The following is a 25,427-nucleotide window of genomic DNA, read 5'->3' as shown; positions in this document are numbered from 1 at the left end:
AAGGGAAGGGTTTCCTGTCCGACAGGGAAGCCACGCCGTCAGTACGACTGGCCGCCGGCGTAGCGCTGCCGACGGTAGTGGCGTCCATTCCCACGGTTACGGCTCTTGAACGTCGGAAGCTGAGAGTCGCAGTTCGGACACACCAGCCGCAGGTTCTCCCGTCGGTTGTTCGTCGGGTCGCCGTCGATGTGGTCCAACACCAAGGCCAGTGGTAGGCCGAGCCATGTGCTTGCTCCGCCGCACACCGCGCAGCAGCCCGATTGCGCGTCGAAGAGGTACTGCCGGATGTAATGAACCTGGCGAGTCCCGATCCACGCGTCGCCGGTTTCGAGCCAGCGTTTGATGGAGTTGTCGCGACGGACCGATGCCTGGCATGCGTTGCCGCAGTAGATTTTCTGGCTGCGCTTCGAGAGTTCGGTGCCACAGCCGCGACATTGCCTCATGCGCCGACGTTACGATCGGCCACTGACAAGTGGCCGCCCCCGAATCGGAGCCTCCTATCGGGATTGAACCGATGACATTCCGCTTACAAGGCGAACGCTCTACCACTGAGCTAAGGAGGCCTGCGGGCACCACCTTATCGAAGACGGCCCAACGGTTTACTCGTCGGCTTCGATGACCCGCTGTGAGCGCACCGGCGTCGACGACGACCGACGCGGCCGCCGGCCGGGGAAGGGAATCCGGTCGGCGATGTTGCTCAGCGGGTTGACCACCTGGCTCAGCACGATGACGGCTTCACGCAACGCCTCGATCGTCGGCTCGAGCGCCTCGAGCCCCGGCGCGAGCCGGTTGAGGGTGTCGGCGACGTCGGCCAACTGCTCCAGCGGCCCGTTCCTCGCGGTCAGCTTGTCGACCAGTCCGCCGGGGGCGAGCAGCCGGTCGGCCAGACCGTCCTCGGCGAGCAACCGCTCGACCAGACCGTCCTCGTCGAGCAGCTGGTCGACCAGGCCGCCGGGCTCGATGGCCCGCATCAGCCCGCCGTCGTCCTGCGTCAGCCGGTCCAGTACGCCGCCCGGCATCGTCACCTTGTCGACCACGCCGCCGGGCGCCAGCAGCCGGTCGATCGGGCCGCCCGGCGTCAGCGCCCGGCCCAGCGGCTGGTCCTCGTCCATCAGCCTGGCCAGCCGGTTCGCCCGCTCGACGGCCTCGTCGATGCCGAGCATGTGCGCGACCGAACCCGATCCTGCTCTCGCTCCCGCGTTCGCCTGACCGACGGCCCGCTGGGCGAGCCCAACCGCGCCAGCGGCGACGTCAAGGCCGGCCTCCGCGGCAGCGAGCCCGATTCGGGCGGGCGCGACGGCCAGGTCGACCAGGTTCTTGGCCAGGTTCATCACCTCAGTGTATGGGTGCAGCAATCCGGCACCACCGTGCCAGTTGAGGAAGCACACTAGGACTCAGAGGAAGTTGACAGCTGCCCTACGGCTTCATTGCCAGGAAATTGGGAGACATTTGGGCGATGGCCATGGCTGCACTCCCAGAATCTGTCCCAGAGGCCCGAGTACTCGTCGTCGACGATGAGACCAACATCGTCGAACTCCTCTCGGTGAGCCTCAAGTTTCAGGGCTTCGAAGTCCACACCGCCTCCAACGGTCCGGCCGCGCTGGACAAGGCCCGCGAGATACGTCCCGACGCGGTCATCCTCGACGTGATGATGCCCGGCATGGACGGCTTCGGCGTGTTGCGGCGGCTGCGGGCCGACACCCAGCACACCGTGGTCAGGCCAGCGCTGCCAGTGCAGCCTTGATTTTGGTCTGCGCCTCGTCCAGCGACTCCGCAGACGGATCGGGGTCGGCATTGGCGAAGCCGAAGTCCGACAGTTCGCGCGCCGGGAAGACATGCACGTGCAGGTGCGGCACTTCGAGGCCGGCGATGATCACCCCTGCCCGCTCGACGTCGAAGGCTCTCGACACCGCCTTGCCGATCAGCTGGCAGACCTCCATGACGCGGCTGAAAAAGGCCGGTTCGACATCCTGCCAATTGTCGATCTCGGCGCGCGGCACCACCAACGTGTGGCCCTGCGTGATCGGCGCGATAGTCAGGAACGCGACGATGTCGTCGTCTTCGTAGACGAAGCGCCCGGGAATCTCCCCGTTGATGATCTTGGTGAAGACGGTAGCCATACCCGCGAGCATTCCAGACCCGCGAAGGGCGAACGTCAACAACGAGGCATCAACCCCTAGCGTTCCCACAATTGGGAAAAACGTCCCATCATTGGGTTGCGACACGGCCCCGCCGGGTACATCTATCAAGCGCGAGCGTTGCACAAATGCCGCGTCTGGTGGCCGGCAGGTATGGCGTATGGCTGTCGGTCACCGCCCCCGGGCAGTCCTGGGAGGGGATGGCCCCACCGGATCAAGCCGCCTAAAGCCCGCCCCCGACCAGGACCATCCCCGACTTACGCGCGACCGCCCTCCCTAGAGGCCGCTGCGCAAGTCATACAGAGGATTGCCATCTCCACCGTGACAAAACCTGTATCACCCGTAAAGGTTGGTCGGGAGCTTTCCGATTGAAGCATGTTGGTCCGGGCTTGTGCTGACGTGAATTCAATCGAGCGCGATGTTCCGGCCGTGTCGGATCAATTCTGGGGACTCTCTATGCCGATGAGCTGGCAGTTGAATGGGCCTGCCGACACCGGCGGACTACTTGATCAGCTCCGCCAGTTCGTCGACCGACCACGGCGGCGAGTCGTTATGGTCTCGGTAGCCGATGATCGCCGGCGTCTGTCGTGCGAACTCGCCGACGAAACCGCCTGCGGCAATGAAGATCCGGCCCGTGACGTTCACGGCTAGATCGCTTGCGAGGTAGCCGTAGATCGGCGCCGCGTACTCGGGAGGCGGGGCTTCGAGCGCGGTCTGCGTGCTGACGTCGTCGAGCATGCCCCTGCGGTTCAGCTCCGCGATATGCGCCTCGTACTCGGGCCCGGTGGACAGCCGCGTCTTCGCGCCAGGGCACACCACGTTGGCGCGCACGCCATGCTCCCTGAGTTCGGTCGCGAGCGCCATCGTCAGGCCGTTGACGCCGCCCTTGCCCGCCGGGTAGCCGGTGCCGCCGTAATCGCCGAGGTAGGCGAACGAACTGGTGTTGATGATGGCGCCGCCGCCCTGTTCGACCATCTTCGGCGCCGCGGCCCGACACGTCTCGAACGTGGTGACGAGATGGCCGTCGAGTAGCTCGTGGAATTGCGCGCTGGTGACGTCGAGGATCGACTCACTGGCCAACCCGGCGGTGCCCGCGCAGTTCACCAGGATGTCGATGCGGCCGAATTCGCTTGTGCACCTGTCGATCAGCGCGTCGGCCACCGCCGGATCGGCCGGCGAACCGGGATGAGCGACCGCACGGTCGATATGTGCCGCCGCCTCGGCGGCGGTATCGGCGTCGCGACCGTTGACGACGACGCCTGCGCCCTGGGCGGCGAGGTGTGCGGCGACCTGAAACCCGATACCGCGCGAGCCGCCGACGACGACGGCGCCGCGCCCGGAGAGAGAAGCGCTAATCGCCGCCGTCCGTCACGGGCTTCATCATGCCCATGTTCCAGTAGCCGCGCAGGTTGGTCAGCAGGCCCGCGTCGTTGACCTTGTAGGTGAAGACTCCGCGCACCGCGCTCGCCGAACCGTTGTCGAACGCGAAGCGCAGGTTCAGGATGTGAGCGATCTCGTTGGGAGAACTCGACGGGAAGGTCTCTTCACATGTGATCGTGATCGTAGCGAGCCCGATGCTGTTGTCCCAGAACGAGGAGACGCCGTCCTTACCGCGCACACCGGTGCCGTCGGGATTGGTGTAGGCGGGGCCGATCGGGTCCTCGATGACGACATCGTCGGTCATCAGGGAGAGCCAGGCAGCCTTGTCCTTGGCGTGGACGGCGGCCCATGAGGCCTGCGACGCGGCCAACGCGGGGCTCTGCTCCACGGTTTCCTGCGTCATGCGCGGTTACCGGTCGGCGTCGGTGTAGCGGATGACGCCACGGATGTTGCGGCCCTCGAGCATGTCCTTGTAGCCGTCGTTGATCTGCTCGAGCTTGTACTGGGTGGTGACCATGTCGTCGAGGTTGAGCTTGCCCGCCTTGTACATCGACAGCAGCTGCGGGATGTCGAAATGTGGGTTGCCGCCGCCGAAGATGGTGCCCTGCACACGCTTCTGCATCAGCGTGAGCATCGCCAGATTCAGGTTGACGTTGGTGTCCAGCAGGCTGCCGATGGCGGTGAGGACGGTGGTGCCGCCCTTGGCGGTGAGGTTCACGTAGGTGTCGACGTCGGCACCCTTGAGCGCGCCGACTGTCACGATGACCTGCTGCGCCATCAGGCCGTGGGTGACCTCGGCGATACCTGCGAAGGCGGCGTCGGTGTCCGGATAGGCGTGCGTCGCTCCGAATTTGAGTGCCGCGTCGCGCTTCCACTCGACGGGCTCGATGACGAAGAGGTTGCGGGCACCTGCGTTCACGGCACCTTGCACCGCCGACATGCCGACGCCACCGACACCAATCACCAGGACGTCGTCACCGGGGCGGATATCACCCGCTTTGACGGCCGAGCCGTAGCCCGTCGTCACGCCGCAGCCGACGAGGCACGCCACCTCGAATGGGATCGACGGATCGATCTTCACGACCGAACTCTTGTGTACCACCATGTACGGGCTGAAGGTTCCGAGCAGCGTCATCGGGAACACCGGCTGGCCCTTGGCGTGAATGCGGTGCGTGTTGTCGGAGACGGCCTGGCCACCGAGCAGGCCGGCGCCGAGGTCGCACAGGTTGCGCAGCCCCGCCTGACAGGATGGACACCTGCCGCAGGACGGGATGAAGGACAGCACAACATGGTCGCCGGGTGCGATGTCCTCGACCCCTGGGCCGACCTCGGTGACGATGCCCGCGCCCTCGTGGCCGCCGAGCACCGGGAAGCCGGCCATCGGGATGTCGCCGGTGACCAGGTGGTGGTCGGAGTGGCACATGCCCGACGCTTCCATCTGGATCTTGACCTCGTCCTTGACGGGGTCGCCGATCTCGATCTCCTCGATCGACCACGGCTGGTTGAACTCCCAGATGAGAGCGCCCTTTGTCTTCATCCGTACGTGCCTTCCGCTAGAGCCATTCAGGCCAGACTAGAACCAGTAGTTAAGTGGGTCACGCGCACCCCCAAGCAACCGCTTGGCCGGGAGGTCACCAGATCGGTGCCGGCGCCTCGCCCAATGGGTAGTAACCAGGCAGTTTCTCCCCTGCCATCGAGCGTTCGATCCGCTTCTGCATGCCCGCGGACAGGTCGCCGGAGCCGATGAGCTTGCCGAACATGTGGGACACGTGACCGAAGTCGAAGAAGTCGCGCTGCCATTCGATCAACAGGTTGTCATTCAATCGGAACCAGCTTCCGCCGATGCCGTAGATTTCGTCGCGGGTGCCGTCGGACTTGTTGACGACCTGCTTCCAGAAACCGACGATCTCACTCTGCTTCTCGTCGACGAGCACCTTCTGGTACTCGTAGTTCCAGTTCTCCAGGCCCTCCATCTCTAGGCCCAATGCGACGTCGCGGATTTCGGCCTTGCCGACACACATGACGTCTTCCTTGGGCCCGATGTTCCAGCCGTAGGTGGCGTCGTCGGTGTAGAACTCGGCCAGCGGCTTCCAGTCGCCGTTGCGCTCACAGACGCGGTTGGCTTCCAGCCATTCCTCGACCCACTTGTCGAGCTGTTCACGTGTCGCCATCGGCTTGACCTTTCTCGTCCTCGTCTTTGATGGACAGTGCTTGTGTGGGACACGCCCACACGGCTTGTTCGACCTCGGTCCGGTCCTCTTCCGGCGCCGTGGCTTTGCGAATCTCGACCTGCCCGCGTTTGGGCACCTTGAAGTAATCGGGGGCCTCCAACTCGCACATGGCGTGGCCCTGGCAGAGGTCGGTGTCGACCTGGATCCTGATGCCCATGCCGTCGCTCCTAAACCCGCCTGCGGTAGCGCGCCTTGGCCGGACGGGCCAGCTGAACCACCATCTTGGTGTGGTCGTTGCGGTATGAATCGGCGGGCTGCGCCATTTCGAACTCGTACTCGCGCAGAAGGACCGAGAAGATCGCCTTGATCTGCATCTGGGCGAAGGCCGCGCCGACGCAGCGGTGCCTGCCCGCGCCGAACGGGATCCACGTCCACCGGTTGACGATGTCGGCCTGTTCGGGTTTGTTGTAGCGATCCGGGTTGAACGCATCCGGGTCGGGGAAGTCCTCGGGTATCCGGTTGCTGATCGCGGGGGAGGCGGCGACGAAGTCGCCCTTGTGGATCGGAAAGCCTTCGACCTCAAACTCACCTTGAGCCACCCGCATCAGGATGATCAGTGGTGGATGCAGCCGCAGGGTTTCCTTGACGACGTTGTCGAGCTTCGGAATCTGACGTAGCGCATGGAAACTCACCTCCTGGCCGTCGGCGTACAGTTCGTCGAGCTCACTGCGCACCTCGGCGTAGATCTCCGGGTGGCGGATCAGCTCGATCAGTGTCCAGGCCGAGGTGCCGGAGCTGGTGTGGTGCCCGGCGAACATCAGCGAGATGAACATGCCGGTGACCTCGTCGGCCGAAAACCGCGGTTTGCCGTCCTCGTCACGGATCGACACCAACACGTCGAGCATGTCGCGGTCGGACTTGTCCTTCGGCGGATTGGCCAGCCGCTGGTCCATGATCTCCTGCACCAGCGCAACGAGTTTCACGCGCGCCTCGTCGCGGCGCTTGAAGCTCTCGATCGGCAGGTACGGGTCCACGTAGCACAGCGGATCGGTGCCGCGCTCCAGGTCGTGGTAGTACTCCGCGAAGCGGTGGTCGAGTTCATTGCGGAACTTCAGCCCGATCAGGCATGCGGTCGACGTATAGATGGTCAGCTCGGCGAAGAAGTCGAGCAGCTCGATCTCGCCTTCGTCACCCCAGTCGGCGATCATCTTCTTGACCTCGGCCTCGATGGTGGCGGCGTGGCCCTTCATCTGCTCGCCGCGCAGCGCCGAGTTGTGCAGCATCTCCTTGCGACGCTCGGGGCTGGCGTCGAACACCACGCCCTGGCCGAAGATCGGCGTCATGAAGGGGTAGGCCTCGGCCTGGTCGAGATCCTCGTCGGCGGACCGGAAGAAGAACTCGTTGGCTTCGGCGCCCGACAGCAGTATCACGTGCTTGTCGACGAGCTGGAACCAGCCGACGTCGCCGCATTCGTCGCGAACCCGCTTCATCAGGCCGATGGGGTCGGTGCGGAACTCCTCGAGGTGGCCGTGTTCCTCTTCGCCACCCGAGACGCGGGGCACGACGGCGGTCGTCATTTCAGATTCTCCTCGTTCAGCCTCAGCTGTTGGCGTTCGGCGGGTGCAGTGGTCAGCGGCGCTTCGGGCTGAAGCTCCATGTTCGCGATGTAGCCGCCGCGCGGCGTCTCGGCCACGAACGCGATGGCGCGTGCGAGATCTGATGGGCGCAGGAAGTAGTCGTGGCGGGCCTGACCCCACTTGGCCCAGTCCTCGAGGGCGGGACCGATCTTCTCGGCGGGCAGGCTCCAGCCCATCCCGGTCTTGGTCGGACCGGGATGCACGATCGACGCCCGAACACCGGTGCCTTCGAGTTCCATCTGATAGTTGGTCACCATCGCGATGAGACCGGCCTTGGCGGCGCCGTAGGCGCCCATGTGCGGGCGTTGGCGTAGCGACACGTCGGAGCCGACGAAGATGAGATCGCCGCGCTGACGATCCATCATTCCCGGCAGCACCGCCGCGGCCAGCCGGTTGGCGCCGACCAGATGGATCTGCAATTGCGAGTTGAACTCGTCGGGGGTGATCTCGTCGAGCTTGCCGAAGAACGTGTCGCCTGCCCCGGCCACCAGTACCTCGATATCACCGAGCGCCTCGATGGACTGTGAGACAAACGATTTCACCGAATTGGGATCGGTGACGTCAAGGTGGAATCCGACGGCTTCACCACCGTCGGCCTGGATCTTGCCGACGAGTTCGGTGAGCTTCTCCACGCGACGTGCGCCGAGCGCGACGGGGAAGCCGCGGGCGGCGAGTTCGATTGCGGTTGCTTCACCGATGCCCGACGATGCGCCCGCCACGAGAGCGGGCCTCCGTTCGGGTAGGGGTTCGAAGCGCGGCATTTAACGGACCTCCACGGTCATGGGTAGATGGGCGAACCCGCGGACGCTGCTCGAGTGAACGCGGACGGCGTTGGCCTCGTCCACCTCGAACCCGCGGACTCGGGAGAACATCTCGGCGAGTGCGACCCGCGCTTCCATGCGTGCAAGGTGTGCGCCGAGGCAGAAGTGGGCCCCGCTGCCGAAACTCAGGAGATTGGAACCGATCTCGCGGCCGATGACGTAGTCGTCGGGTTTGTCGAAAACCCGCTCGTCGCGATGCGCGGAACCCGGCAGCAACAGCAGGATGTCGCCGTCGGGAATCGCGGTGTCATAGAGGTTCAGGTCGCCTGCGACCACACGTGCCAGCAGCTGACTGGACGTGTCGTAGCGCAACGTCTCCTCGACCCACAGCGGGATTCTGTCGAGGTCGTCGTACAGCGGCGCCAACTGGTCCGGATTGCGGTGCCCCCAGAACGCGGCATTGGCAAGCAGTTTGGTGGTCGTCTCATTGCCGGCGATCACCATAAGGAACAGGAATCCCAGCACCTCGTCGTCGGTCAGCCGGTCGCCGTCGATCTCGGCCTCCAGCAGTGCGGTGGTGAGGTCGTCGGCCGCCTGCTTTCGGCGGTCAGCGATCATCTGCTGGTAGTAGACCATCAGGTTGATCGACGCCTCGATCGCGGACGCAGGCACGTCGTTCACACCGTCCTCGCGGTGCATGACGCCGTCGGCCATGGCACGTATGCGGTCGCGATCCTCCAGCGGCACACCCATCAGCTCGGAGATGACGTCCATCGGCAGCCTGCCCGCGAATTCCGCCACGAAGTCCACTGTTTCGCCGGAGCGTGCCCGCTCCAACATCGTGTCGAGATGACCAACGGCCAGTTCGGTGACACGCGGCTCGAGTTCCCTGATGCGTCGCGGAGTGAAGCCTTTCGACACCAAAGTGCGCAGGCGCAGATGCCCTGGGTCGTCCATCGCCAGGAACGACATGGTCTTGCTGGCGTGCGGGCCGCGCGAGATCGGGTCGAGTGACACACCGTCGCGATTGGAGAGCGTGGTGCTGTTGCGAAAGCCCTCGCGCACATCCTGGTGTCGCGACAGCGCCCAGAAACCGAGCTCTTCGTTGTGGTACAGCGGCGCTTCTTCGCGCAGCCGCTTGTAGTACGGGTACGGATCCTCGTGGAAGTGGTAGTCGTACGGATCGAGGATCACGTCGCTGGTCGAAGCAGTCACTGAGGGTCTCCAAGGTTTTGGCTCATCGGTCATCTCCGAGGCTTCTGCTCATTTGTCCTCTCCGAGGACGAGGCCGACGACGTAAGACAGCCGGTCGGCGATCTCGCGATAGCTGACATAGCCGCTGCCCGCGTGAACGAGTGCGCCGAAGTACGTCATCTCGAGCGCTGAGACGGTGCGGGGGTCGGCGTCGGGGCCCATCGCCGACCGGATGCGGCGGTGGATCTCAGCGCCGATGCGGTCGCGCACGGTGGTCGCCGCCTGGTCGTTGCTGGACAGCAACGCCGTCGTGCAGGCAGCCGCGACCTCCGGCTCGTCGGCGATCATCAGCGTCATGGCGCGCAGCGCCCCCTCGACGCGTGTCGGCGTGCTGTCGTTGACATCTGTGAAGTAGGGCACCTGACGCATCAGGTCCAGGTACACCTCGGCGATCAGATGATTCTTCGACGAGAAGTAGGTGTAGGCGGTCGCCGGCGCGACCTTGGCGCGAGCGGCGACCGCACGCACCGTCAGATCGGCATAGGAGGACTCCCGAAGCATCTCCACACCCGCGGTGAGGACCTTGCGGAACGTCTCTTCCTGCCGCCGGTTGCGCGGTGTTTCGCCGCTCTGGTCTGTCACCGTGACCACGGCATCGCTGGACACATGTCCAAGTTATCGGAATCAGACGGCGGCAAGCAAGTGCGGACTGCAAATATGCTGTACAAAGCCGGATTCGTGACATCGACGGGTTGGCGGGCGCAGCCGTCCTTGCTTCTCGCGTGGGTCTGCGGCTATCGTTTGAGTGAACTCAGTCGGACAGTTGTCCAGCAATAAAAACAGGGAGTCGGTATGAGTCTGCTGGCCGATCGCCAGAGCCAATTGCTCATCGACGGGAAGCTCGAGGCGGGTGGCGGCGGCACCTTCCCCACGGTGAATCCCGCCACAGAGGAGGTGCTCGGCGTCGCCGCCGACGCAACGCCCGACGATATGGGCCGCGCCATCGAGGCCGCCCGCCGTGCGTTCGACGACACCGACTGGTCCACGAACACCGAACTGCGCGTGCGCAGCATCAGGCAGCTGCAGGAGGTGCTGACCCAGCACGTCGAGGACCTGCGTGAGATCACCATCGCCGAAGTCGGAGCACCGCGGATGCTGACGGCCGCCGCGCAACTGGAGGGGCCGATCGCCGATCTCAGCTTCTGCGCCGACACCGCCGAGTCGTACCAGTGGAGCATCGATGCCGGCGTCGCGTCCCCGATGGGCATCAAGACCCACCGCACCATTGCCAAGGAGGCGGTCGGGGTCGTCGGCGCCATCACGCCGTGGAATTTCCCGCACCAGATCAACCTCGCCAAGATCGGGCCTGCGCTGGCGGCGGGCAACACCGTGGTGCTCAAGCCGGCACCTGACACTCCCTGGTGCGCCGCTGTCGTCGGCCAGTTGATCGCCGAACACACCGACATTCCGCCTGGCGTGATCAACATCGTCACCTCCAGCGACCACGCGGTCGGCGCGCTGCTGTCCAAAGACCCACGCGTGGACATGGTTTCGTTCACCGGGTCAACCAATACAGGTCGTGCCGTGATGTCCGACGGAGCTGCGACGCTGAAGAAGGTGTTCCTGGAACTCGGCGGCAAGTCGGCCTTCCTCGTGCTCGATGACGCCGCTCTCGCGGGCGCCTGCTCGATGTCGGCATTCACCGCCTCGATGCACGCCGGGCAGGGCTGTGCCATCACCACCCGACTCGTGGTCCCGCGAGCGCGCTATGACGAGGCTGTCGAGGCTGCGGCCGCGACGATGGCCGGCCTCAAGCCAGGGGATCCGACGGACGCGGGCACCATCTGCGGGCCGGTGATTTCGGCTCGGCAGCGCGATCGCATCCAGGGGTACCTCGATTCCGCGACGGCCGAGGGCGGCACATTCGCCTGCGGCGGAGGGCGTCCCGCCGACCGGGACACCGGATTCTTCATCGAGCCGACGGTCATCGCCGGACTCGACAACCACGCCAAGGTCGCGCGGGAGGAGATCTTCGGACCGGTGCTGACGGTGATCGCCCACGACGGCGACGACGACGCCGTGGCGATCGCCAACGACTCGCCCTACGGCCTTTCGGGCACCGTGTTCAGTGCCGACCCCGACCGGGCCGCCGGCGTCGCCGCGCGGATGCGCGTCGGCACCGTCAACGTCAACGGCGGCGTCTGGTACTCCGCCGACATGCCCTTCGGCGGCTACAAGCAGTCCGGCATCGGCCGGGAGATGGGGCTCGCTGGATTCGAGGAGTACCTCGAGACCAAAGCGATTGCCACAGCGGTCAATTAAGGAGAACAGGTGGGCCTCTACGGAGATCAGTTCAAGGAGAAGGTGGCCATCGTCACCGGCGCAGGCGGCGGTATCGGCCAGGCGTACGCGGAGGCGCTGGCCCGCGAGGGCGCTGCAGTCGTCGTCGCCGACATCAACACCGAAGGCGCCCAGAAGGTCGCCGATGGCATCAAGGGCGAAGGCGGCAATGCGCTCGCCGTTCGTGTCGATGTGGCCGACCCGGACTCCGCCAAGGAGATGGCCGCGACGACGCTGTCCGAATTCGGCGGCATCGACTACCTGGTCAACAACGCCGCAATCTTCGGCGGCATGAAGCTGGACTTCTTGATCACGGTTGACTGGGACTACTACAAGAAGTTCATGAGCGTGAACATGGACGGCGCACTGGTGTGCACCAGGGCGGTGTATCGCAAGATGGCCAAGCGCGGCGGCGGCGCCATCATCAATCAGTCATCCACCGCGGCGTGGCTGTACTCCAACTTCTACGGGTTGGCCAAGGTCGGCGTGAACGGTCTGACCCAGCAGTTGGCGACCGAGCTCGGCGGCCAGAACATCCGGGTCAACGCGATCGCGCCGGGACCGATCGACACCGAGGCCAACCGCACGAGCACGCCGAAGGAAATCGTCGACGACATCGTGAAGCGAATTCCGTTGTCGCGCATGGGCGAGACTGACGATCTGGCGGGCATGTGTCTGTTTCTGCTTTCGGATCAGGCAAAGTGGATCACCGGTCAGATCTTCAATGTCGACGGCGGCCAGATCATGCGATCATGACTGAGCAACTGAAGCTCGGCTACATCGGCCTCGGGGACATGGGTGCGCCGATGGCCAAGCGACTCGTCGACTGGCCCGGCGGTTTGACGGTCTACGACCTGCGCCGGGACGCCATGACCCCGCTGGCGGAGGCCGGCGCGTCACCGGCCGACAGCCTCGAAGACGTAGCCAAGGCCGACATCATCAGCGTCACCGTCCTCAACGACGAGCAGGTGCGCGCCGTCATCGCGGGCGCGAACGGGCTGGCCAGGTTCGTCAAACCGGGCACGGTGATCGCCATCCATTCGACGATCAGCGAAACCACCGCCGAGGAACTCGCCCGTCAGCTCACGCCGGAAGGCATTCACATCGTCGACGCACCGATCAGCGGCGGGAAGGGCGCGGCCGAAAAGGGCGAGCTCGCCGTGATGGTCGGCGCCGAGCGTGAGGTCTATGAGCGCATCAAGCCCGCTTTCAAACTGTTCGCGTCGCTCGTCGTACACGCCGGCGAACCAGGCGCTGGGACGCGGATGAAGCTGGCCCGCAATATGTTGACCTTCATCTCCTATGCGGCTGCGGGCGAGGCGATGAACCTTGCCGACAAGGCGGGTATCAGCGTCCAGCAACTGGGCCGCGTCATCCGTCACACCGACCTGCAGAGCGGTGGTCCGGGTGCGGTCGTCGTCCGTGAGAACTCGGATGCGTTGCAACCCGATGATTTTCTGTACGGCCCGCTCGCGCATGCCCGCAACCTCGGCGAGAAGGATCTGAACTTGGCGCTCGCGCTGGGCGAATCCGTCGGTGTTGACCTACCGCTGGCGGAGATCGCGCGGAAGAACCTGGCAGCAGGCCTCGGAGTGCCGCATACGGCAGAGAGTGCGAAGGAGTAGTGATGGACGAGCAGCGGAAGCGTGGCCTCGAGAAGATGAACGAGGTCTACGGCTGGGAGATGCCCGACATCGAGGGCGATCCCTTCTTCGACCTGACCGTCGACCACCTCTTCGGCGACATCTGGAGTCGGCCCGCGCTTTCCATGCGCGAGAAGCGCCTCATGACCTTGTCGATCGTCACCGCCCTCGGCGAGCAGGACCTCGCCGAGATCCAGGTGAACGCCGCGCTGCAGAACGGCGAGTTCACCGCGGACGAGCTGAAAGAGGTCGCCGTCTTCCTCACCCAGTACGTCGGCTTCCCAAGGGGTTCGGGCCTGAACGGGGTGGTCGGCCGCGTGGTCGCCAAGCACAAGAAGGCGGCCGAGCGCGGCGAGGGCGTGGACAAGAAGGCCAACGTCAACGACGCTGTCCGCATGCACACCGGGAAGAAGCTCGATGACTAGCCGATATGCGAGCCTGTCACGTCAGCAGCTCGCCACGCTGGTGCCGGAGCTGTTGCTCATCGGTCAGCTGATCGACCGCTCCGGTATGGGCTGGTGCATCAAGCCGTTCGGTCATCCCGGCATGCTCGAGATCGCCATCGAGGAGTGGATGGGCGCAAGCCCGATCTACACCAGGCGCATGCAGAAGGCCCTCAAGTACGAAGGCGTCGACGTCATCACGATCTTCAAGGGCCTGCAGCTCGACATCGGTGCGCCGCCGCAGTTCATGGACTTCCGGTACACGGTGCACGATCGCTGGCACGGAGAGTTCCACCTCGACCACTGCGGCGCTTTGATGGACGTCGAACCGATGGGTGAGGACTACGTCCGCGGCATGTGCCACGACATCGAGGACCCCACGTTCGACGCCACCGCGGTCGCGACCAACCGCAGGGCGCAGATCCGCCCGATTCACCGCCCGCCGCGGGCGCCTGCGGACCGGCATCCGCACTGCGCGTGGACGGTGATCATCGACGAGTCGCATCCCGAGATCGACGACCACCCGGTGACCGACGTCATGCGTCGAACCCGTGCCGCCACAACAGAGCTCGATCCGATCGACACCGATGACGAAGGGCAGTCCGACTACTCGGGTGACTTGGTGTCCGATGTCGACTTCGGCAAGTTCTCCCATTCGGCCCTGGTGCGGATCGCCGACGAAGTCTGCCTGCAGATGCACCTGCTGAACCTGTCGTTCATCATCGCGGTGGGCAAGCGCGCGGGCACCGACACCGAACTGGCCAACAAGATCTGCACCAATCAGCTGACCGGTATCGCGGGCATCGCCGCCGAACGCATTCACCGTGCGCTCGGCCTTCCCGGCGGAATCGAGGGGGCGATACGCACCCTTCAACTGCACCCGCTGTTCAACCCGGCGGCGTACGTAACCGCGGATTTCGGGCCCGATGCCGTCGAGGTGCACAGGTCCTCCGCGCATGAGGACGGTGCCTGGATATCGCTTGTGGGACCGTCATCGACACGGCCACTGCAGGCTGCCGTCGCCGCCGTCGACCCGCACCTCGACGTGGAGATCGCCGGCAGCGATACGGAGTGGACGGCTCGGGTGATCGAGACCGACACGGCCGCAGAGGAATTGGTCGAGGTGTCGGTCGTACGTGTCAGCGGCGGCGCCTCGTGGGTGTTCGCCCCGCGCAAGTCGCTCCCGCTGACGGTGGTCTAGACCCACCCGACCGCGCGTCCGGCGTCGAAGTGTTAGCGCCCCGCGGCAACCGCTGAGCCGACCCAGCGGCGGAGGTATTCCCGTAGTTCCACGCCGGTGCGGGGCGGCCGACCGGGATCGGTGACGAACGACTGGATGATGCGCAGCAGGTGCTCGGCCAGCTCGTCGAGGTCCTTGTCGGTGTAGCCGAGGCTCGCCCAGTCGACGTCGAACCGGCGCACCATCGCGTGGCCGAAGTCGAGCGCGACATCACCGGTGACCGACCCGGTGTGTGGGTTCGGCCTGCCGGGCACGATGAGCAGGCCGAGATGCTTGTCCTTGGGCAGCCACTCGAGTGCGGTCGCGATGCCCTCGGTGACGGCTTCGACGGGGTCGGTGATGCCACGCAGGTGCGCCTCGACACGGTTGGCGAAGTCGTCCGCGGCGTGCACGGCGGCGGCCACCAGCAGTGCGTCGGTGCTGGGGAAGTACCGGTAGACCGTCTGGCGCGTCACGCCGAGCGTGCGGGCGACGTCGGCGATCGAGAACTCCGCACCGCGGGCGTCGATGGCCTTGCTCGCCGCATCGAGGATGCGCGCGACGGCCTCGTCGTCACTGGCGGGCGCGGCGCCAGACCAACCGTGGGTTCGCACGCGCCGAATACTACTTGCTAGCCCTGGTAGGAAACCTGCAGGTCCTTGACGCCGTTCAGCCAACCCGACCGGAGCCGTTGCGGCTCAGCGAGTTTCGAAAGGTCGGGAATCTGATCGGCGATCTCGTTGAAGATCAGTTTGATCTCCATCCTGGCAAGGTTCGCCCCGATGCAGAAGTGAGCGCCGTTGCCGCCGAATCCGAGATGCGGGTTGGGGTCGCGCAGGACGTTGAACTCGAAGGGCCGGTCGAAGACCGCCTCGTCGTAGTTCGCCGAGCTGTAGAACAGGCCGACGCGCTGGCCTTCCTTGATGGCCACGCCGCCCAGTTCGGTGTCCGCCATCGCCGTGCGCTGGAAGCAGTGCACAGGCGTGGCCCAGCGCACGATCTCGTCGGCGGCGGTGTCGGGGCGCTCACTTTTGAATAGCTCCCACTGCTGCGGGTTCTCGAAGAACGCGTTCATCCCATGAGTCATCGCGTTGCGGGTCGTCTCGTTGCCCGCCACCGCGAGAAGGATGACGAAGAAGGCGAATTCGGCGTCTTCCATCCATTCGCCGTCGACGTCGGCCTGCACCAGCTTGGTGACGATGTCATCGGCGGGACAGCGTCGGCGTTCCTCGGCCATCGTGTAGGCGTAACCCATCAGCTCGGCGTTGGCCGCGACATAGTCCGACTCGAAGTCGGGGTCGTCGGTGTTCATGATCGAGTTCGTCCACCCGAACAGCTTCTCGCGGTCGCCCTCTGGCACGCCGAGCATGTCCGCGATCGCCAGGAGCGGCAGGCGCATCGCGATGTCGTCGACGAAGTTGCCGCTTCGCTTCTGCTTCGCGTCGGCCACGATCTCGCGGGCGGCGTCAGCCAGCTTCTCCTCGAGCCCGGCGACGGCGCGCGGAGTGAACAGTCTCGACACCAGCTTGCGCAACCGGGTGTGCTCTGGGGCGTCGTGGTTGATGAGCATCGCCTTGGTCAGCTCCAGCTGATCTGGCGTGGTTCCTTCGGGCATGCGCATCACGACGCCCTTGCGGTTCGTCGACCACAGGTCGCCGTCGCGGGAGATCGCCTTGATGTCCTCGTGGCGGCTGATGACCCAGTAGCCGCCGTCGTCGAAGATCGACTCGGGCTGCTCGTTCCACCACACCGGCGCGGTCTTGCGCAGCTCGGCGAACTCGGTGACCGGTATGCCCCGTTCGAGGATGTCGGGGTTGGTGAAATCGAATCCCTGTCCGAAGGGGCAGGCCTGCGTCGTTGCCATGCCTTGACCATACATTAATCTGTCAAGTGTATGGCCGAGGATTTGGCCTGCCAGGCACTAGGGTTGGCAACTGTGCGAGTCCTGGTGATCGGATCCGGTGCCCGTGAACATGCGTTGCTGCTTGCGCTGCGCAGCGATCCCGAGGTGAACGGGCTGGCCATCGCACCGGGCAATGCCGGCACCGCGGCGATCGCCGACACCTACGAGGTTGACATCACCTCCGGCGACGCCGTGACGGCCCTCGCGCAGAAGATCGGCGCCGACCTCGTCATCGTCGGTCCTGAGGTGCCGTTGGTTGTCGGCGTTGCGGACGCCGTTCGCGCCGCGGGCATCGCCTGCTTCGGGCCGACCAAGGGGGCCGCTCGGATCGAGGGCTCGAAATCATTCGCCAAGGACGTGATGTCGGCGGCCGGCGTCCGAACCGCCACCAGCGAGATCGTCGACAACCCCGCACGCCTCGATGCGGCGCTGGACCGGTTCGGGCCGGGCAGCGGACAGGCGGCATGGGTGGTGAAGGACGACGGACTCGCAGCGGGCAAGGGCGTGGTCGTGACGACCGACAGGGAGGCCGCGAGGGCGCACGCGGCCAGCCTGCTGGACGCGGGCCATCCGGTGCTGCTCGAGTCGTTCCTCGATGGGCCGGAGGTGTCGCTGTTCTGCGTTGTCGACGGCGAGACCGTGGTACCACTACTCGCGGCGCAGGACTTCAAGCGGGTCGGTGACGGCGACACCGGGCCGAACACCGGCGGCATGGGGGCTTATGCGCCGCTGGCGTGGCTGCCCGAGGAAGTGGCCAGGCAGATGGTCGACGAGATCGTGAAACCTGTTGCCGCAGAGCTTGTCAGGCGTGACAGCTCGTTCTCCGGGCTGCTTTACGCCGGTCTGGCCATCACCTCGCAGGGCCCCGCGGTCGTCGAATTCAACTGCCGTTTCGGCGATCCCGAGACGCAGTCGGTGCTCGCCCTGCTCAGGTCACCGCTCGGCCAGTTGCTGCGCGCGGCGGCGACCGGACGACTTGCCGAGCAGCCGCCGCTGCGCTGGCGCGACGGCGCTGCGGTCACCGTCGTACTGGCCGCCGAGAACTATCCGGGCAGGCCGAGGGTCGGTGACGTGATCACCGGCGCCGAAGTCGAGGGAGTTCTCCACGCGGGTACGGCGCGCCGCGACGACGGAGCCGTCGTCTCCTCTGGCGGGCGCGTGCTCTCGGTGGTCGGCACCGGATCCGACCTGGCCGCCGCCCGCGAGGACGCATACCGCCTGCTCAAGTCGATCAAGCTGCCCGGCAGTCACTTTCGCAGTGATATCGGGCTCGCCGCGGCCGAGGGCCGGATCAGCGTCTAGTTGTCAGCCCTACGTCGTCAACAGCGGCGCGATCCACGCCAGCTCGGCGGGCAGCTGCGAGCTCCAGAACCCGCCGTCATGCCCACCCGGGGAGAAGCCGCCCGCGGGCGGGCTCGGCAGCTGCGCGATGAACTGCTGCGTCGCCGAATAGAAGGGATCGCTGTTGCCGCAGTCGATTCTGATCGGAATCGACCCGAGGGCGGGCAGCCCCCACACGCTGCTGGCCGCGTAGTCGTCGGCGCCGTCGAAGGCGCCGGGTGCGGCCGCACCCGACGACGTCCACAACGCCGGGCTGACCGCGCAGATCGCGGCCGTGCGCGCAGGCCCGAGCCGGGCGCCGAGCAGCAGCGCCCCGTAACCGCCCATCGACCAGCCGAGGAACGCCACGCGGGAGGTGTCGAGCCCCTGGGCGGCCAGCATCGGGATCAGCTCGTCGAGCACCATCGCACCGGAGTCGTCACCCGAAGCGCGCTTGTGCCAGTAACCGCCGCCGCCGTCCACGGCCACCACCGCGAAGGGCGGCAGGCCCGCATCGACCGCTTGCGCGAGGCCCTGCTCGACGCCGCCGGCCATCACCTGGGCCGCGTCGGCGCCCTTGCCGTGAAGGGCGATGACCGGTCGCAACGGCTGCGTCTGCCCCGGCGGCCGCGCGATCGCCCAATTAGTGTCGATGCCGCCGCGCGCGGCCGACACGAACGACCCTCCCGTGTACGTCGGCGCCGCAGTGGGCGCGGGTTCCAGCGGAGCGGGCGGTGCCAACGGTGCCAGTGGGGTTCCGGCGCTCGTCATCTGCACGGGCGGACCGGCAGTCGAGGGACCGGTGTCGCGCAGCGTGCCGAGCGTGAAGGCGCCTGCGGCACCGGCCGCCGCGCTGACACCAAGGCGCATCATCGCCCGACGGCTCAGCTGATTACCTCGCATCCGGGCCATCATGCCATCGGCCGTAGGCGTGCGGTCGGGCGGTGTTTCGGCAATGCATCCAATTGCGTCGGCGGACCGAGTTCCTGTGTAAAGGCCTTGCTTTAGCCGAAAGACCCATTTCGACTCCGGTCGGCTGGCAGCATGCATGCCATGACGGCAGCGGTGACTCCGAAGGGCGTACGCAGGCAGTACGTGCTCGTCGCCGCCGCGGCGGAGCTGCTGTGTGAGGGCGGCTTCGATGCCGTGCGTCATCGGGCCGTCGCGCGTCGTGCCGGACTGCCACTGGCGGCGACGACGTACTACTTTTCCTCGCTCGACGATCTGATCGTCAAGGCCGTCGAACACATCGGTGCGCTCGAAGCGCAACAGTTGCGCGAGCGGGTGGCCGGCTTGTCCCACCGGCGCCGCGCGGCGGAAGCGACCGTCGACGTGTTGGTCGACCTGCTCGTCGGCGACGATTCCGTGGTCGGACACGAACCCGATACACAGGTGAACGAGCAGTTGATCTCGCGGTACGAGCGCTACATCGCGTGCGCGCGCCAGCCGGCGCTGCGAGAGGTGCAGCGGCGAATCCTGCAGCAGCGCACAGATGCGGTCGTCAAGGCCGTCGAGCGGTCCGGCCGCTCCGTGCGTGCGGAGCTCGTGCCTGCGCTTGTGTGCGCTGTCGACGGAGCTGTGGTGGCGGCGCTCGTCGACGACGGGAACGGGCCCCGCAGCGCCGCGCGCGCCACGTTGATCGACGTAATCGACGTGCTGGCACCGATCACGGCGCCGATCTCGCCACCCGTGCTCACCGCGTCCGCAGGCTGACTCCGAGTCCCGGTTCGCATGCGCTTTGCCCCATTGCGGGTGCAGGGCGGTTGATGCTGATCGATGATGGGAATCTCACAGCAAGCCGACAGGGAGACCACATGAGCCAGCAGGCGGATACCGTCGAGCAGCAGCCTGAACTCAACCGGGTGATGGGCCCGGGACTGCTGTTGTTGTTCGTCGTCGGTGACATCCTGGGCACCGGCGTGTATGCCCTCACGGGCGACGTCGCCGCCGAAGTCGGTGGTGCGGCATGGGTTCCGTTCCTCGTCGCCTTCCTCATCGCGACCATCACCGCCTTCAGCTACCTCGAACTGGTCACCAAATATCCCCAGGCGGCGGGCGCAGCGCTATACGCACACAAGGCTTTCGGTGTTCAGTTCGTGACGTTCCTGATCGCATTCGTGGTCATGTGTTCGGGCATAACGTCCGCATCAACGGCGTCCCGGTTCTTCGCGGCGAACTTCTTCGAGGCGTTCCATATCAGCTGGGGCACCGCCGGGATCGTCGTCGTCGCATTGCTTTTCATGTTTCTGCTGGGACTGGTCAACCTGCGCGGGGTCGGTGAGAGTGTCAAGCTCAATGTCGTCCTGACCATCATCGAGATCACCGGGCTGATGCTCGTCATCGCGGTCGGCCTGTATGCGTTCACCGGCGGGGGAGACGTCGACTTCTCGCGTGTTGTCGCGTTCGACACCGCCAGCGACAAGCACTGGTTCATGGCGGTGACCACGGCGACCTCGCTGGCGTTCTTCGCGATGGTCGGCTTCGAAGACTCGGTGAACATGGCCGAGGAGACGAAGGATCCGGTCAAGACCTTTCCCAAGGTGCTGCTGAGCGGCCTGACGATCGCGGGCATCGTGTACGTCATCGTGGCCATCGTCGCGGTCGCGCTGGTGCCCGTCGGCGTATTGGAAGAAAGCGAGACGCCGCTCGTCGAGGTCGTCAAGGCGGGCGCGCCCGGGCTGCCGATCGAGGACATCCTGCCGTTCATCTCGATGTTCGCGGTGTCGAACACCGCGCTGATCAACATGCTGATGGCCAGCCGCCTGATCTACGGGATGGCGCGCCAGCACGTGCTGCCGCCGGTGCTCGGCCGGGTGCATCCCCGTCGGCTCACGCCCTACATCGCGATCGTCTTCACCACGCTGATCGCATTCGGTCTGATTCTCTACGTCACCGCATTCGCCAACAGCAAGGCGATCTCGCTGCTCGGCGGGACGACATCGCTGCTGCTGCTCGCCGTGTTCGCGGTCGTCAACGTCGCGGTCCTGGTGCTGCGTCGAGACGTGAAGGCGACGGGCGGCAACTTCAAGACGCCGACCGTGCTACCCATTGTCGGCTTCCTCACGTCGCTGTATCTGGTGACCCCGCTGTCGGGCAGACCCGGACAGCAGTACGTGCTCGCGGGGATCCTGATCGTGATCGGTATCGTGCTGTTCTTCGTCACCATGCTGATCAACCGTCAGCTCGGAGTGCGCGACGCGGGTATCACCGATCCGACGCATCTGGGCGAACCGCCGCGATGACTACATCCGGTACAGCTGCTCGCGAATGGTCCTGGCCTCGAGCTGCGCCTGCGCGAGCAGCTCCTCGAGGTGTGAAAGCCGTTCATGCAGTTCGTCATTCGGAGGCGGGACCGCACGCCTGCGCGGCGCAGGGGAGAGGTCGGGCGGCAGGCTCGGGGTGACGATGTAGCCGGTGTCGAAATCGCCGTAGATGGTGATGTCGTCGGGCCGGTGATACCAGTACAGCGCGACATAGGCGCACAGCACCGCGTCGACCGGATCCTCGTCGCGGTCGAGCTGTGCGGGCCGCGTCGCGGCCTCGACCCGCTTGCGCAAGGCCACCCAGTTCATGTTGTGGTTGACGCGAAGTCGCGGTGACGCATGGTCGAGCCCCTCGATCAGCGTCATCAGCTTCAGCAGCTCGCGCTGCCGCTCGTCGAACGTCCGGCCCTGCTTGTTCTTGTACTTCAAGGTCTTCTCGAGCTCGAACAGCACGACGCTCGCCGGATGCGGATAGACCTCGATGGCGCGTCGCTGGGCGCCCGATGCGGGGTCCATGTTGAGGCCGAGCGCTTCGGCAAGCACGGCGGCGCGCGGCCGATTGAACAGCGGGTTGCCGGTGTTCGCGGGATAGGCCCCCGCGTCGAACTTCTGGAAGTCGCGGTTGAACATCGTTTCCGCGGTTCGATAACCGCTTTGGTTCTTGACGATCAGGGGCCCATCGATGGCGACGATGCAGTCGTCGCCGACATACGCGGCGATGGCGTCGATGATGCTCGCGTCGTCTCCGGCGATTCCCACGTCGAGCAGGCGGCCGCCGGAGTCGATGGCCGCGACCCCGGTCTGCTTCTTCTCGCCCCATGCGAGGTCCAATCCAACGAAGTGCATGCAGCTACCCTGCCCCATCCGGGCCGTAAGCTGTGAGACTGTGACGATCCCCAACGTGCTGGCCAGTAGGTACGCCAGCGACGAGATGGTGGCGATCTGGTCACCGGAGGCCAAGATCGTCGGCGAACGCCGGCTGTGGCTTGCGGTGCTGCGCGCGCAGGCCGAGATGGGGGTCAATGTCCCCGACGGTGTCGTCGACGACTATGAGCGGGTCATCGAGCAGGTGGACCTGGCGTCGATCGCATCGCGGGAGCGGCAGCTGCGCCACGACGTCAAGGCGCGCATCGAAGAGTTCAACGCGCTGGCCGGTCACGAGCACGTGCACAAGGGCATGACAAGCCGCGATCTCACCGAAAACGTTGAGCAGCTGCAGATCCGCCGTTCGCTGGAGCTGGTGTTCTCACACGGCATCGCGGTGGTGGCGCGGCTGGCCGAGCGCGCCGTCAGCTACCGCGACCTCGTGATGGCCGGCCGCAGTCACAACGTCGCCGCGCAGGCGACCACCTTGGGGAAGCGGTTCGCGTCGGCCGCCGAGGAGATGCTCGTCGCGCTGTCCCGGCTGCGCGAGCTGATCGACCGGTATCCGCTGCGAGGCATCAAGGGCCCGATGGGCACCGCTCAGGACATGCTGGACCTGTTCGACGGGGACATCTCGAGGCTGGCCGAGTTGGAACGCCGGACCGCGGAGTTCCTCGGCTTCACCGAAATCTTCACCAGCGTCGGGCAGGTCTACCCGCGGTCGCTCGACCACGACGTCGTATCCGCGCTGGTGCAGGTCGGCGCCGGGCCGTCGTCGCTGGCCCACACGATCCGGCTGATGGCGGGCCACGAGCTGGTGACCGAGGGTTTCGCGCCGGGCCAGGTCGGTTCGTCGGCGATGCCGCACAAGATGAACACGCGATCATGCGAGCGCGTCAACGGACTGCAGGTGGTGCTGCGCGGGTATGCGTCGATGGCCGCTGAACTAGCTGGCGCGCAATGGAATGAGGGCGACGTGTTCTGCTCGGTGGTCCGCAGGGTCGCGCTGCCCGACGCATTCTTCGCGATCGACGGGCAGACCGAGACGTTTCTGACCGTGCTCGACGAGTTCGGTGCATACCCCGCGGTGATCCAGCGCGAGCTCGACCGCTATTTGCCATTCCTTGCCACCACGCGGATCCTCATCGCGGCAGTGCGCGCGGGAATGGGCCGCGAGGCTGCACACGAGGTGATCAAGGAGAACGCGGTCGCCGTCGCGTTGGCGATGCGCGAAAAGGGTTCGGAGCCCGACTTGTTGGACCGGCTCGCCGCCGACCGTCGGCTGCCGCTGGACCGCGCCGCGCTGGATGCGGCATTGGCGGACAAGCAGGCGTTCACCGGCGCGGCGGACAGTCAGGTCGACACCGTCGCCGCCGCCGTCGACGAACTCATCAGCCGCTACCCCGAGGCGGCCAAGTACACCTCGGGCGCGATCCTGTGACACCGGCGGCTTCGTTGTCGGTGATCGACTTCACCGATCTGGACAACTTCGCCGCCGGCTTTCCCCACGACCTGTTCGAGGTACACCGCCGCGAGGCGCCGGTGTACTGGCACGAGCCGACGGAAAACACCCCCGACGGCGAGGGCTTCTGGTCGGTCGCCACCTATGCCGAAACGCTTGCGGTGCTGCGTGATCCGGAGACGTACTCGTCGGTGACCGGTGGCGACCGGCCATACGGCGGCACGCTCCTGCAGGATCTCGCTGTCGCGGGTCAGGTACTGAACATGATGGACGACCCGCGGCATTCGCAGATCCGGCGACTGGTGAGCTCCGGCCTGACGCCGCGGATGATCCACCGCGTCGAGGACGACCTGCGTGCCCGCGCACGCCGCCTGCTCGACGCCGTTGAGCCGGGATCGTCGTTCGACTTTCTCGTCGACGTGGCCGCGGAGCTTCCGATGCAGATGATCTGCATCCTGTTGGGAGTGCCCGATTCCGAACGGCATTGGCTGTTCGAGGCAATCGAGCCGCAGTTCGACTTCGGTGACTCACGCAAGGCCTCGCTGGCGCAGATGACGCCGGAAGAGGCCGGTACGAGGATGTACACCTACGGCCAGCAGTTGATCGCGGCGAAACGGGCACAGCCCACCGACGACATGCTGTCCGTCGTCGCGAACGCCACGCTGGGATCCGGGGATTCCGAGGGACTGTCTCCGGCCGTCCTTTCGGAAATCGAGCTCTACCTCTTCTTCAGCCTGCTGTTCAGCGCGGGTGCGGAAACGACGCGCAACGCCGTCGCGGGCGGGCTATTGGCGCTGGCCGAGCACCCTGCGCAGCTGGAGTTGCTGCGGGCGGACCTGTCGCTGTTGCCCATCGCCGTCGAGGAGATGGTGCGGTGGACGTCGCCGTCGCCGTCGAAGCGGCGCACCGCGACCCGTGACGTCGAGTTGAGCGGATGCGTCATCGAAGCGGGTCAGAAGGTGCAGATCTGGGAAGGCTCGGCCAACCGCGACGGGTCGGCGATCGACCGGCCCGGCGTTTTCGATATCACGCGGAAGCCGAACCCGCACTTGGGTTTCGGCCAAGGTATCCATTACTGCCTAGGCGCCAACCTCGCGCGGCTGGAGCTGCGGGTGCTCTTCGAGGAACTGCTGGGCCGGTTCTCGTCGGTGCGTGTCGTCAAGCCGGTGGAGTGGACGCGGAGCAACAGACACACCGGCATCCGGCATCTGATCGTCGAACTGGGCACATGAACTTCGAACCGCGCGTTGCCGAGCTGAGGCTGCAGCTACCGCGCGCCGCGGTTGTTCCCGGCTCTATCCGCATACCGTTCGACTGGGCGCGGGTGATAGAGAATCGATGTGTGCTCAGCGGCCACGGCGCCCTCGACGCCGACGGCGCGCCGGCAGGGCCGTTCGGGCGAGTGCCGGACGAGGTGACGTTGAAGCAGGCTCAACAGTCCGCCCGGGCTGCGATGCTCGCCATGCTGGGGACGCTGCGCAGCACGCTTGGATCGCTTGACCGGATCCGCGACTGGGTCAGTGTGAGCGGCTTCGTCAACGCCGAACCCGGCTACCAGCAGACGACGGTGGTACTCAACCCGGTGTCAGACTTGTTGCTCGAGGTGTTCGGCGACCACGGCAGGCATGCCCGGTCAGCGATCGGGTGGCCGCGCTGCCGCTGAATCTGCCGGTGGTGGTGTCAGCCGAA

The 25,427-nt window shown here is 65.8% G+C and carries 28 protein-coding genes and 1 tRNA gene; 12 read left to right on the top strand and 17 right to left on the bottom strand.

From position 1 onward, the window contains the following. Nucleotides 1-38: 38 nt before the first annotated feature. From C6A82_RS23350 to C6A82_RS23340, 3 genes are all read right to left on the bottom strand, one after another. On the bottom strand, nucleotides 39-443 hold the full coding sequence (locus tag C6A82_RS23350) for an HNH endonuclease (protein ID WP_105345675.1): 405 nt from the start codon (nucleotides 441-443) through the stop codon (nucleotides 39-41). A gap of 48 nt (nucleotides 444-491) precedes the next feature. After that, nucleotides 492-563: transfer RNA gene (locus C6A82_RS23345), tRNA-Thr, on the bottom strand. Between the two features lie 36 nt (nucleotides 564-599). Beyond that, the gene (locus C6A82_RS23340; RefSeq protein ID WP_105345680.1) at nucleotides 600-1,331 is read right to left on the bottom strand and encodes a hypothetical protein; all 732 of its coding nucleotides are present in this window, start codon (nucleotides 1,329-1,331) and stop codon (nucleotides 600-602) included. A 125-nt stretch (nucleotides 1,332-1,456) separates the two neighbouring features. Here C6A82_RS23340 and C6A82_RS23335 point away from each other — a divergent pair, with 125 nt between their 5' ends. After that, entirely contained in the window at nucleotides 1,457-1,744 is a 288-nt protein-coding gene (locus tag C6A82_RS23335) for a response regulator (RefSeq protein WP_255419245.1), read from the top strand. Here C6A82_RS23335 and C6A82_RS23330 read toward each other — a convergent pair. The 10 genes from C6A82_RS23330 to C6A82_RS23285 all read right to left on the bottom strand — a co-directional run bounded on the left by C6A82_RS23330 (nucleotide 1,716) and on the right by C6A82_RS23285 (nucleotide 9,947). Further along, entirely contained in the window at nucleotides 1,716-2,120 is a 405-nt protein-coding gene (locus tag C6A82_RS23330) for an HIT family protein (protein ID WP_199193794.1), read from the bottom strand. The two genes, C6A82_RS23335 and C6A82_RS23330, sit on opposite strands and share 29 nt — an antisense overlap. A gap of 519 nt (nucleotides 2,121-2,639) precedes the next feature. Then, nucleotides 2,640-3,494, bottom strand: a complete 855-nt coding sequence (locus C6A82_RS23325; protein ID WP_105345672.1) for an SDR family NAD(P)-dependent oxidoreductase — start codon at nucleotides 3,492-3,494, stop codon at nucleotides 2,640-2,642. Next, nucleotides 3,490-3,921, bottom strand: coding sequence for a nuclear transport factor 2 family protein (locus C6A82_RS23320; RefSeq protein ID WP_105345671.1), 432 nt, complete (start codon nucleotides 3,919-3,921; stop codon nucleotides 3,490-3,492). Before C6A82_RS23320 ends, C6A82_RS23325 begins: the two co-directional genes overlap by 5 nt. A gap of 6 nt (nucleotides 3,922-3,927) precedes the next feature. Then, the gene (locus tag C6A82_RS23315; RefSeq protein ID WP_105345669.1) at nucleotides 3,928-5,055 is read right to left on the bottom strand and encodes an NDMA-dependent alcohol dehydrogenase; all 1,128 of its coding nucleotides are present in this window, start codon (nucleotides 5,053-5,055) and stop codon (nucleotides 3,928-3,930) included. A gap of 94 nt (nucleotides 5,056-5,149) precedes the next feature. Beyond that, on the bottom strand, nucleotides 5,150-5,689 hold the full coding sequence (locus C6A82_RS23310; protein ID WP_105345667.1) for a nuclear transport factor 2 family protein: 540 nt from the start codon (nucleotides 5,687-5,689) through the stop codon (nucleotides 5,150-5,152). After that, nucleotides 5,676-5,906 (bottom strand): ferredoxin, encoded by a 231-nt coding sequence (locus C6A82_RS23305; RefSeq protein WP_105345666.1) that lies wholly within the window; start codon nucleotides 5,904-5,906, stop codon nucleotides 5,676-5,678. The genes C6A82_RS23310 and C6A82_RS23305 overlap by 14 nt, the downstream gene beginning before the upstream one ends. 10 nt (nucleotides 5,907-5,916) lie before the next feature. Continuing rightward, nucleotides 5,917-7,266 (bottom strand): cytochrome P450, encoded by a 1,350-nt coding sequence (locus C6A82_RS23300; RefSeq protein WP_105345664.1) that lies wholly within the window; start codon nucleotides 7,264-7,266, stop codon nucleotides 5,917-5,919. After that, on the bottom strand, nucleotides 7,263-8,087 hold the full coding sequence (locus tag C6A82_RS23295) for an SDR family oxidoreductase (RefSeq protein ID WP_105345662.1): 825 nt from the start codon (nucleotides 8,085-8,087) through the stop codon (nucleotides 7,263-7,265). Before C6A82_RS23295 ends, C6A82_RS23300 begins: the two co-directional genes overlap by 4 nt. Continuing rightward, nucleotides 8,088-9,302: a cytochrome P450 gene (locus tag C6A82_RS23290; protein WP_233216949.1), complete on the bottom strand. Its 1,215-nt coding sequence runs from the start codon at nucleotides 9,300-9,302 to the stop codon at nucleotides 8,088-8,090. It lies immediately after the preceding gene. Between the two features lie 48 nt (nucleotides 9,303-9,350). Then, nucleotides 9,351-9,947 carry a TetR/AcrR family transcriptional regulator gene (locus tag C6A82_RS23285; protein WP_105345659.1) on the bottom strand — a complete coding sequence of 199 codons (597 nt, stop codon included), beginning with the start codon at nucleotides 9,945-9,947 and terminating at the stop codon, nucleotides 9,351-9,353. Nucleotides 9,948-10,133: 186 nt separating this feature from the next. Between C6A82_RS23285 and C6A82_RS23280 the strand changes: the two genes are divergently transcribed. The 5 genes from C6A82_RS23280 to C6A82_RS23260 are packed head-to-tail and all read left to right on the top strand — an operon-like array spanning nucleotide 10,134 to nucleotide 14,908. Continuing rightward, nucleotides 10,134-11,603 (top strand): aldehyde dehydrogenase, encoded by a 1,470-nt coding sequence (locus tag C6A82_RS23280; protein ID WP_105345658.1) that lies wholly within the window; start codon nucleotides 10,134-10,136, stop codon nucleotides 11,601-11,603. A 9-nt stretch (nucleotides 11,604-11,612) separates the two neighbouring features. Beyond that, nucleotides 11,613-12,377: an SDR family oxidoreductase gene (locus C6A82_RS23275; RefSeq protein WP_105345656.1), complete on the top strand. Its 765-nt coding sequence runs from the start codon at nucleotides 11,613-11,615 to the stop codon at nucleotides 12,375-12,377. After that, nucleotides 12,374-13,246 carry an NAD(P)-dependent oxidoreductase gene (locus C6A82_RS23270; protein ID WP_105345654.1) on the top strand — a complete coding sequence of 291 codons (873 nt, stop codon included), beginning with the start codon at nucleotides 12,374-12,376 and terminating at the stop codon, nucleotides 13,244-13,246. The genes C6A82_RS23275 and C6A82_RS23270 overlap by 4 nt, the downstream gene beginning before the upstream one ends. Nucleotides 13,247-13,248: 2 nt before the next feature. After that, nucleotides 13,249-13,689: a carboxymuconolactone decarboxylase family protein gene (locus tag C6A82_RS23265; RefSeq protein WP_105345653.1), complete on the top strand. Its 441-nt coding sequence runs from the start codon at nucleotides 13,249-13,251 to the stop codon at nucleotides 13,687-13,689. After that, nucleotides 13,682-14,908: a hypothetical protein gene (locus tag C6A82_RS23260; protein WP_105345651.1), complete on the top strand. Its 1,227-nt coding sequence runs from the start codon at nucleotides 13,682-13,684 to the stop codon at nucleotides 14,906-14,908. Before C6A82_RS23265 ends, C6A82_RS23260 begins: the two co-directional genes overlap by 8 nt. Before the next feature lie 32 nt (nucleotides 14,909-14,940). Here C6A82_RS23260 and C6A82_RS23255 read toward each other — a convergent pair whose 3' ends face one another. Beyond that, on the bottom strand, nucleotides 14,941-15,540 hold the full coding sequence (locus tag C6A82_RS23255; protein ID WP_105345649.1) for a TetR/AcrR family transcriptional regulator: 600 nt from the start codon (nucleotides 15,538-15,540) through the stop codon (nucleotides 14,941-14,943). A 17-nt stretch (nucleotides 15,541-15,557) separates the two neighbouring features. Continuing rightward, nucleotides 15,558-16,790, bottom strand: coding sequence for a cytochrome P450 (locus tag C6A82_RS23250; RefSeq protein WP_105345647.1), 1,233 nt, complete (start codon nucleotides 16,788-16,790; stop codon nucleotides 15,558-15,560). Between the two features lie 72 nt (nucleotides 16,791-16,862). On the opposite strand from C6A82_RS23250, the gene purD reads away from it, so the two are divergent. Then, nucleotides 16,863-18,131, top strand: a complete 1,269-nt coding sequence (gene purD, locus C6A82_RS23245) for a phosphoribosylamine--glycine ligase (RefSeq protein ID WP_105345646.1) — start codon at nucleotides 16,863-16,865, stop codon at nucleotides 18,129-18,131. Between the two features lie 9 nt (nucleotides 18,132-18,140). Here purD and C6A82_RS23240 read toward each other — a convergent pair whose 3' ends face one another. Then, nucleotides 18,141-19,064, bottom strand: coding sequence for an alpha/beta hydrolase family protein (locus C6A82_RS23240; RefSeq protein WP_199193793.1), 924 nt, complete (start codon nucleotides 19,062-19,064; stop codon nucleotides 18,141-18,143). Nucleotides 19,065-19,193: 129 nt separating this feature from the next. Between C6A82_RS23240 and C6A82_RS23235 the strand changes: the two genes are divergently transcribed. Continuing rightward, nucleotides 19,194-19,862, top strand: a complete 669-nt coding sequence (locus C6A82_RS23235) for a TetR family transcriptional regulator (RefSeq protein ID WP_311101499.1) — start codon at nucleotides 19,194-19,196, stop codon at nucleotides 19,860-19,862. 101 nt (nucleotides 19,863-19,963) lie between these two features. Further along, entirely contained in the window at nucleotides 19,964-21,391 is a 1,428-nt protein-coding gene (locus C6A82_RS23230; RefSeq protein ID WP_105341324.1) for an APC family permease, read from the top strand. On the opposite strand, the gene C6A82_RS23225 is transcribed toward C6A82_RS23230, so the two are convergent. After that, nucleotides 21,392-22,258 carry a DUF429 domain-containing protein gene (locus C6A82_RS23225; RefSeq protein ID WP_311101498.1) on the bottom strand — a complete coding sequence of 289 codons (867 nt, stop codon included), beginning with the start codon at nucleotides 22,256-22,258 and terminating at the stop codon, nucleotides 21,392-21,394. 40 nt (nucleotides 22,259-22,298) lie between these two features. On the opposite strand from C6A82_RS23225, the gene purB reads away from it, so the two are divergent. Genes purB through C6A82_RS23210 form a run of 3 tightly spaced genes read left to right on the top strand, consistent with a single transcriptional unit; the run spans nucleotide 22,299 to nucleotide 25,401 of the window. Beyond that, nucleotides 22,299-23,717 carry an adenylosuccinate lyase gene (purB, locus tag C6A82_RS23220; RefSeq protein ID WP_105343899.1) on the top strand — a complete coding sequence of 473 codons (1,419 nt, stop codon included), beginning with the start codon at nucleotides 22,299-22,301 and terminating at the stop codon, nucleotides 23,715-23,717. Continuing rightward, nucleotides 23,714-24,970, top strand: coding sequence for a cytochrome P450 (locus C6A82_RS23215; RefSeq protein ID WP_105343901.1), 1,257 nt, complete (start codon nucleotides 23,714-23,716; stop codon nucleotides 24,968-24,970). The genes purB and C6A82_RS23215 overlap by 4 nt, the downstream gene beginning before the upstream one ends. After that, nucleotides 24,967-25,401 (top strand): RidA family protein, encoded by a 435-nt coding sequence (locus C6A82_RS23210; RefSeq protein WP_105343902.1) that lies wholly within the window; start codon nucleotides 24,967-24,969, stop codon nucleotides 25,399-25,401. The genes C6A82_RS23215 and C6A82_RS23210 overlap by 4 nt, the downstream gene beginning before the upstream one ends. Nucleotides 25,402-25,427: the final 26 nt, after the last annotated feature.

Origin of the sequence: Mycobacterium sp. ITM-2016-00318 (genome assembly GCF_002968285.2) — a bacterium.
Classification (GTDB): domain Bacteria; phylum Actinomycetota; class Actinomycetes; order Mycobacteriales; family Mycobacteriaceae; genus Mycobacterium.
This window is presented reverse-complemented; position numbering and strand designations above follow the sequence as displayed.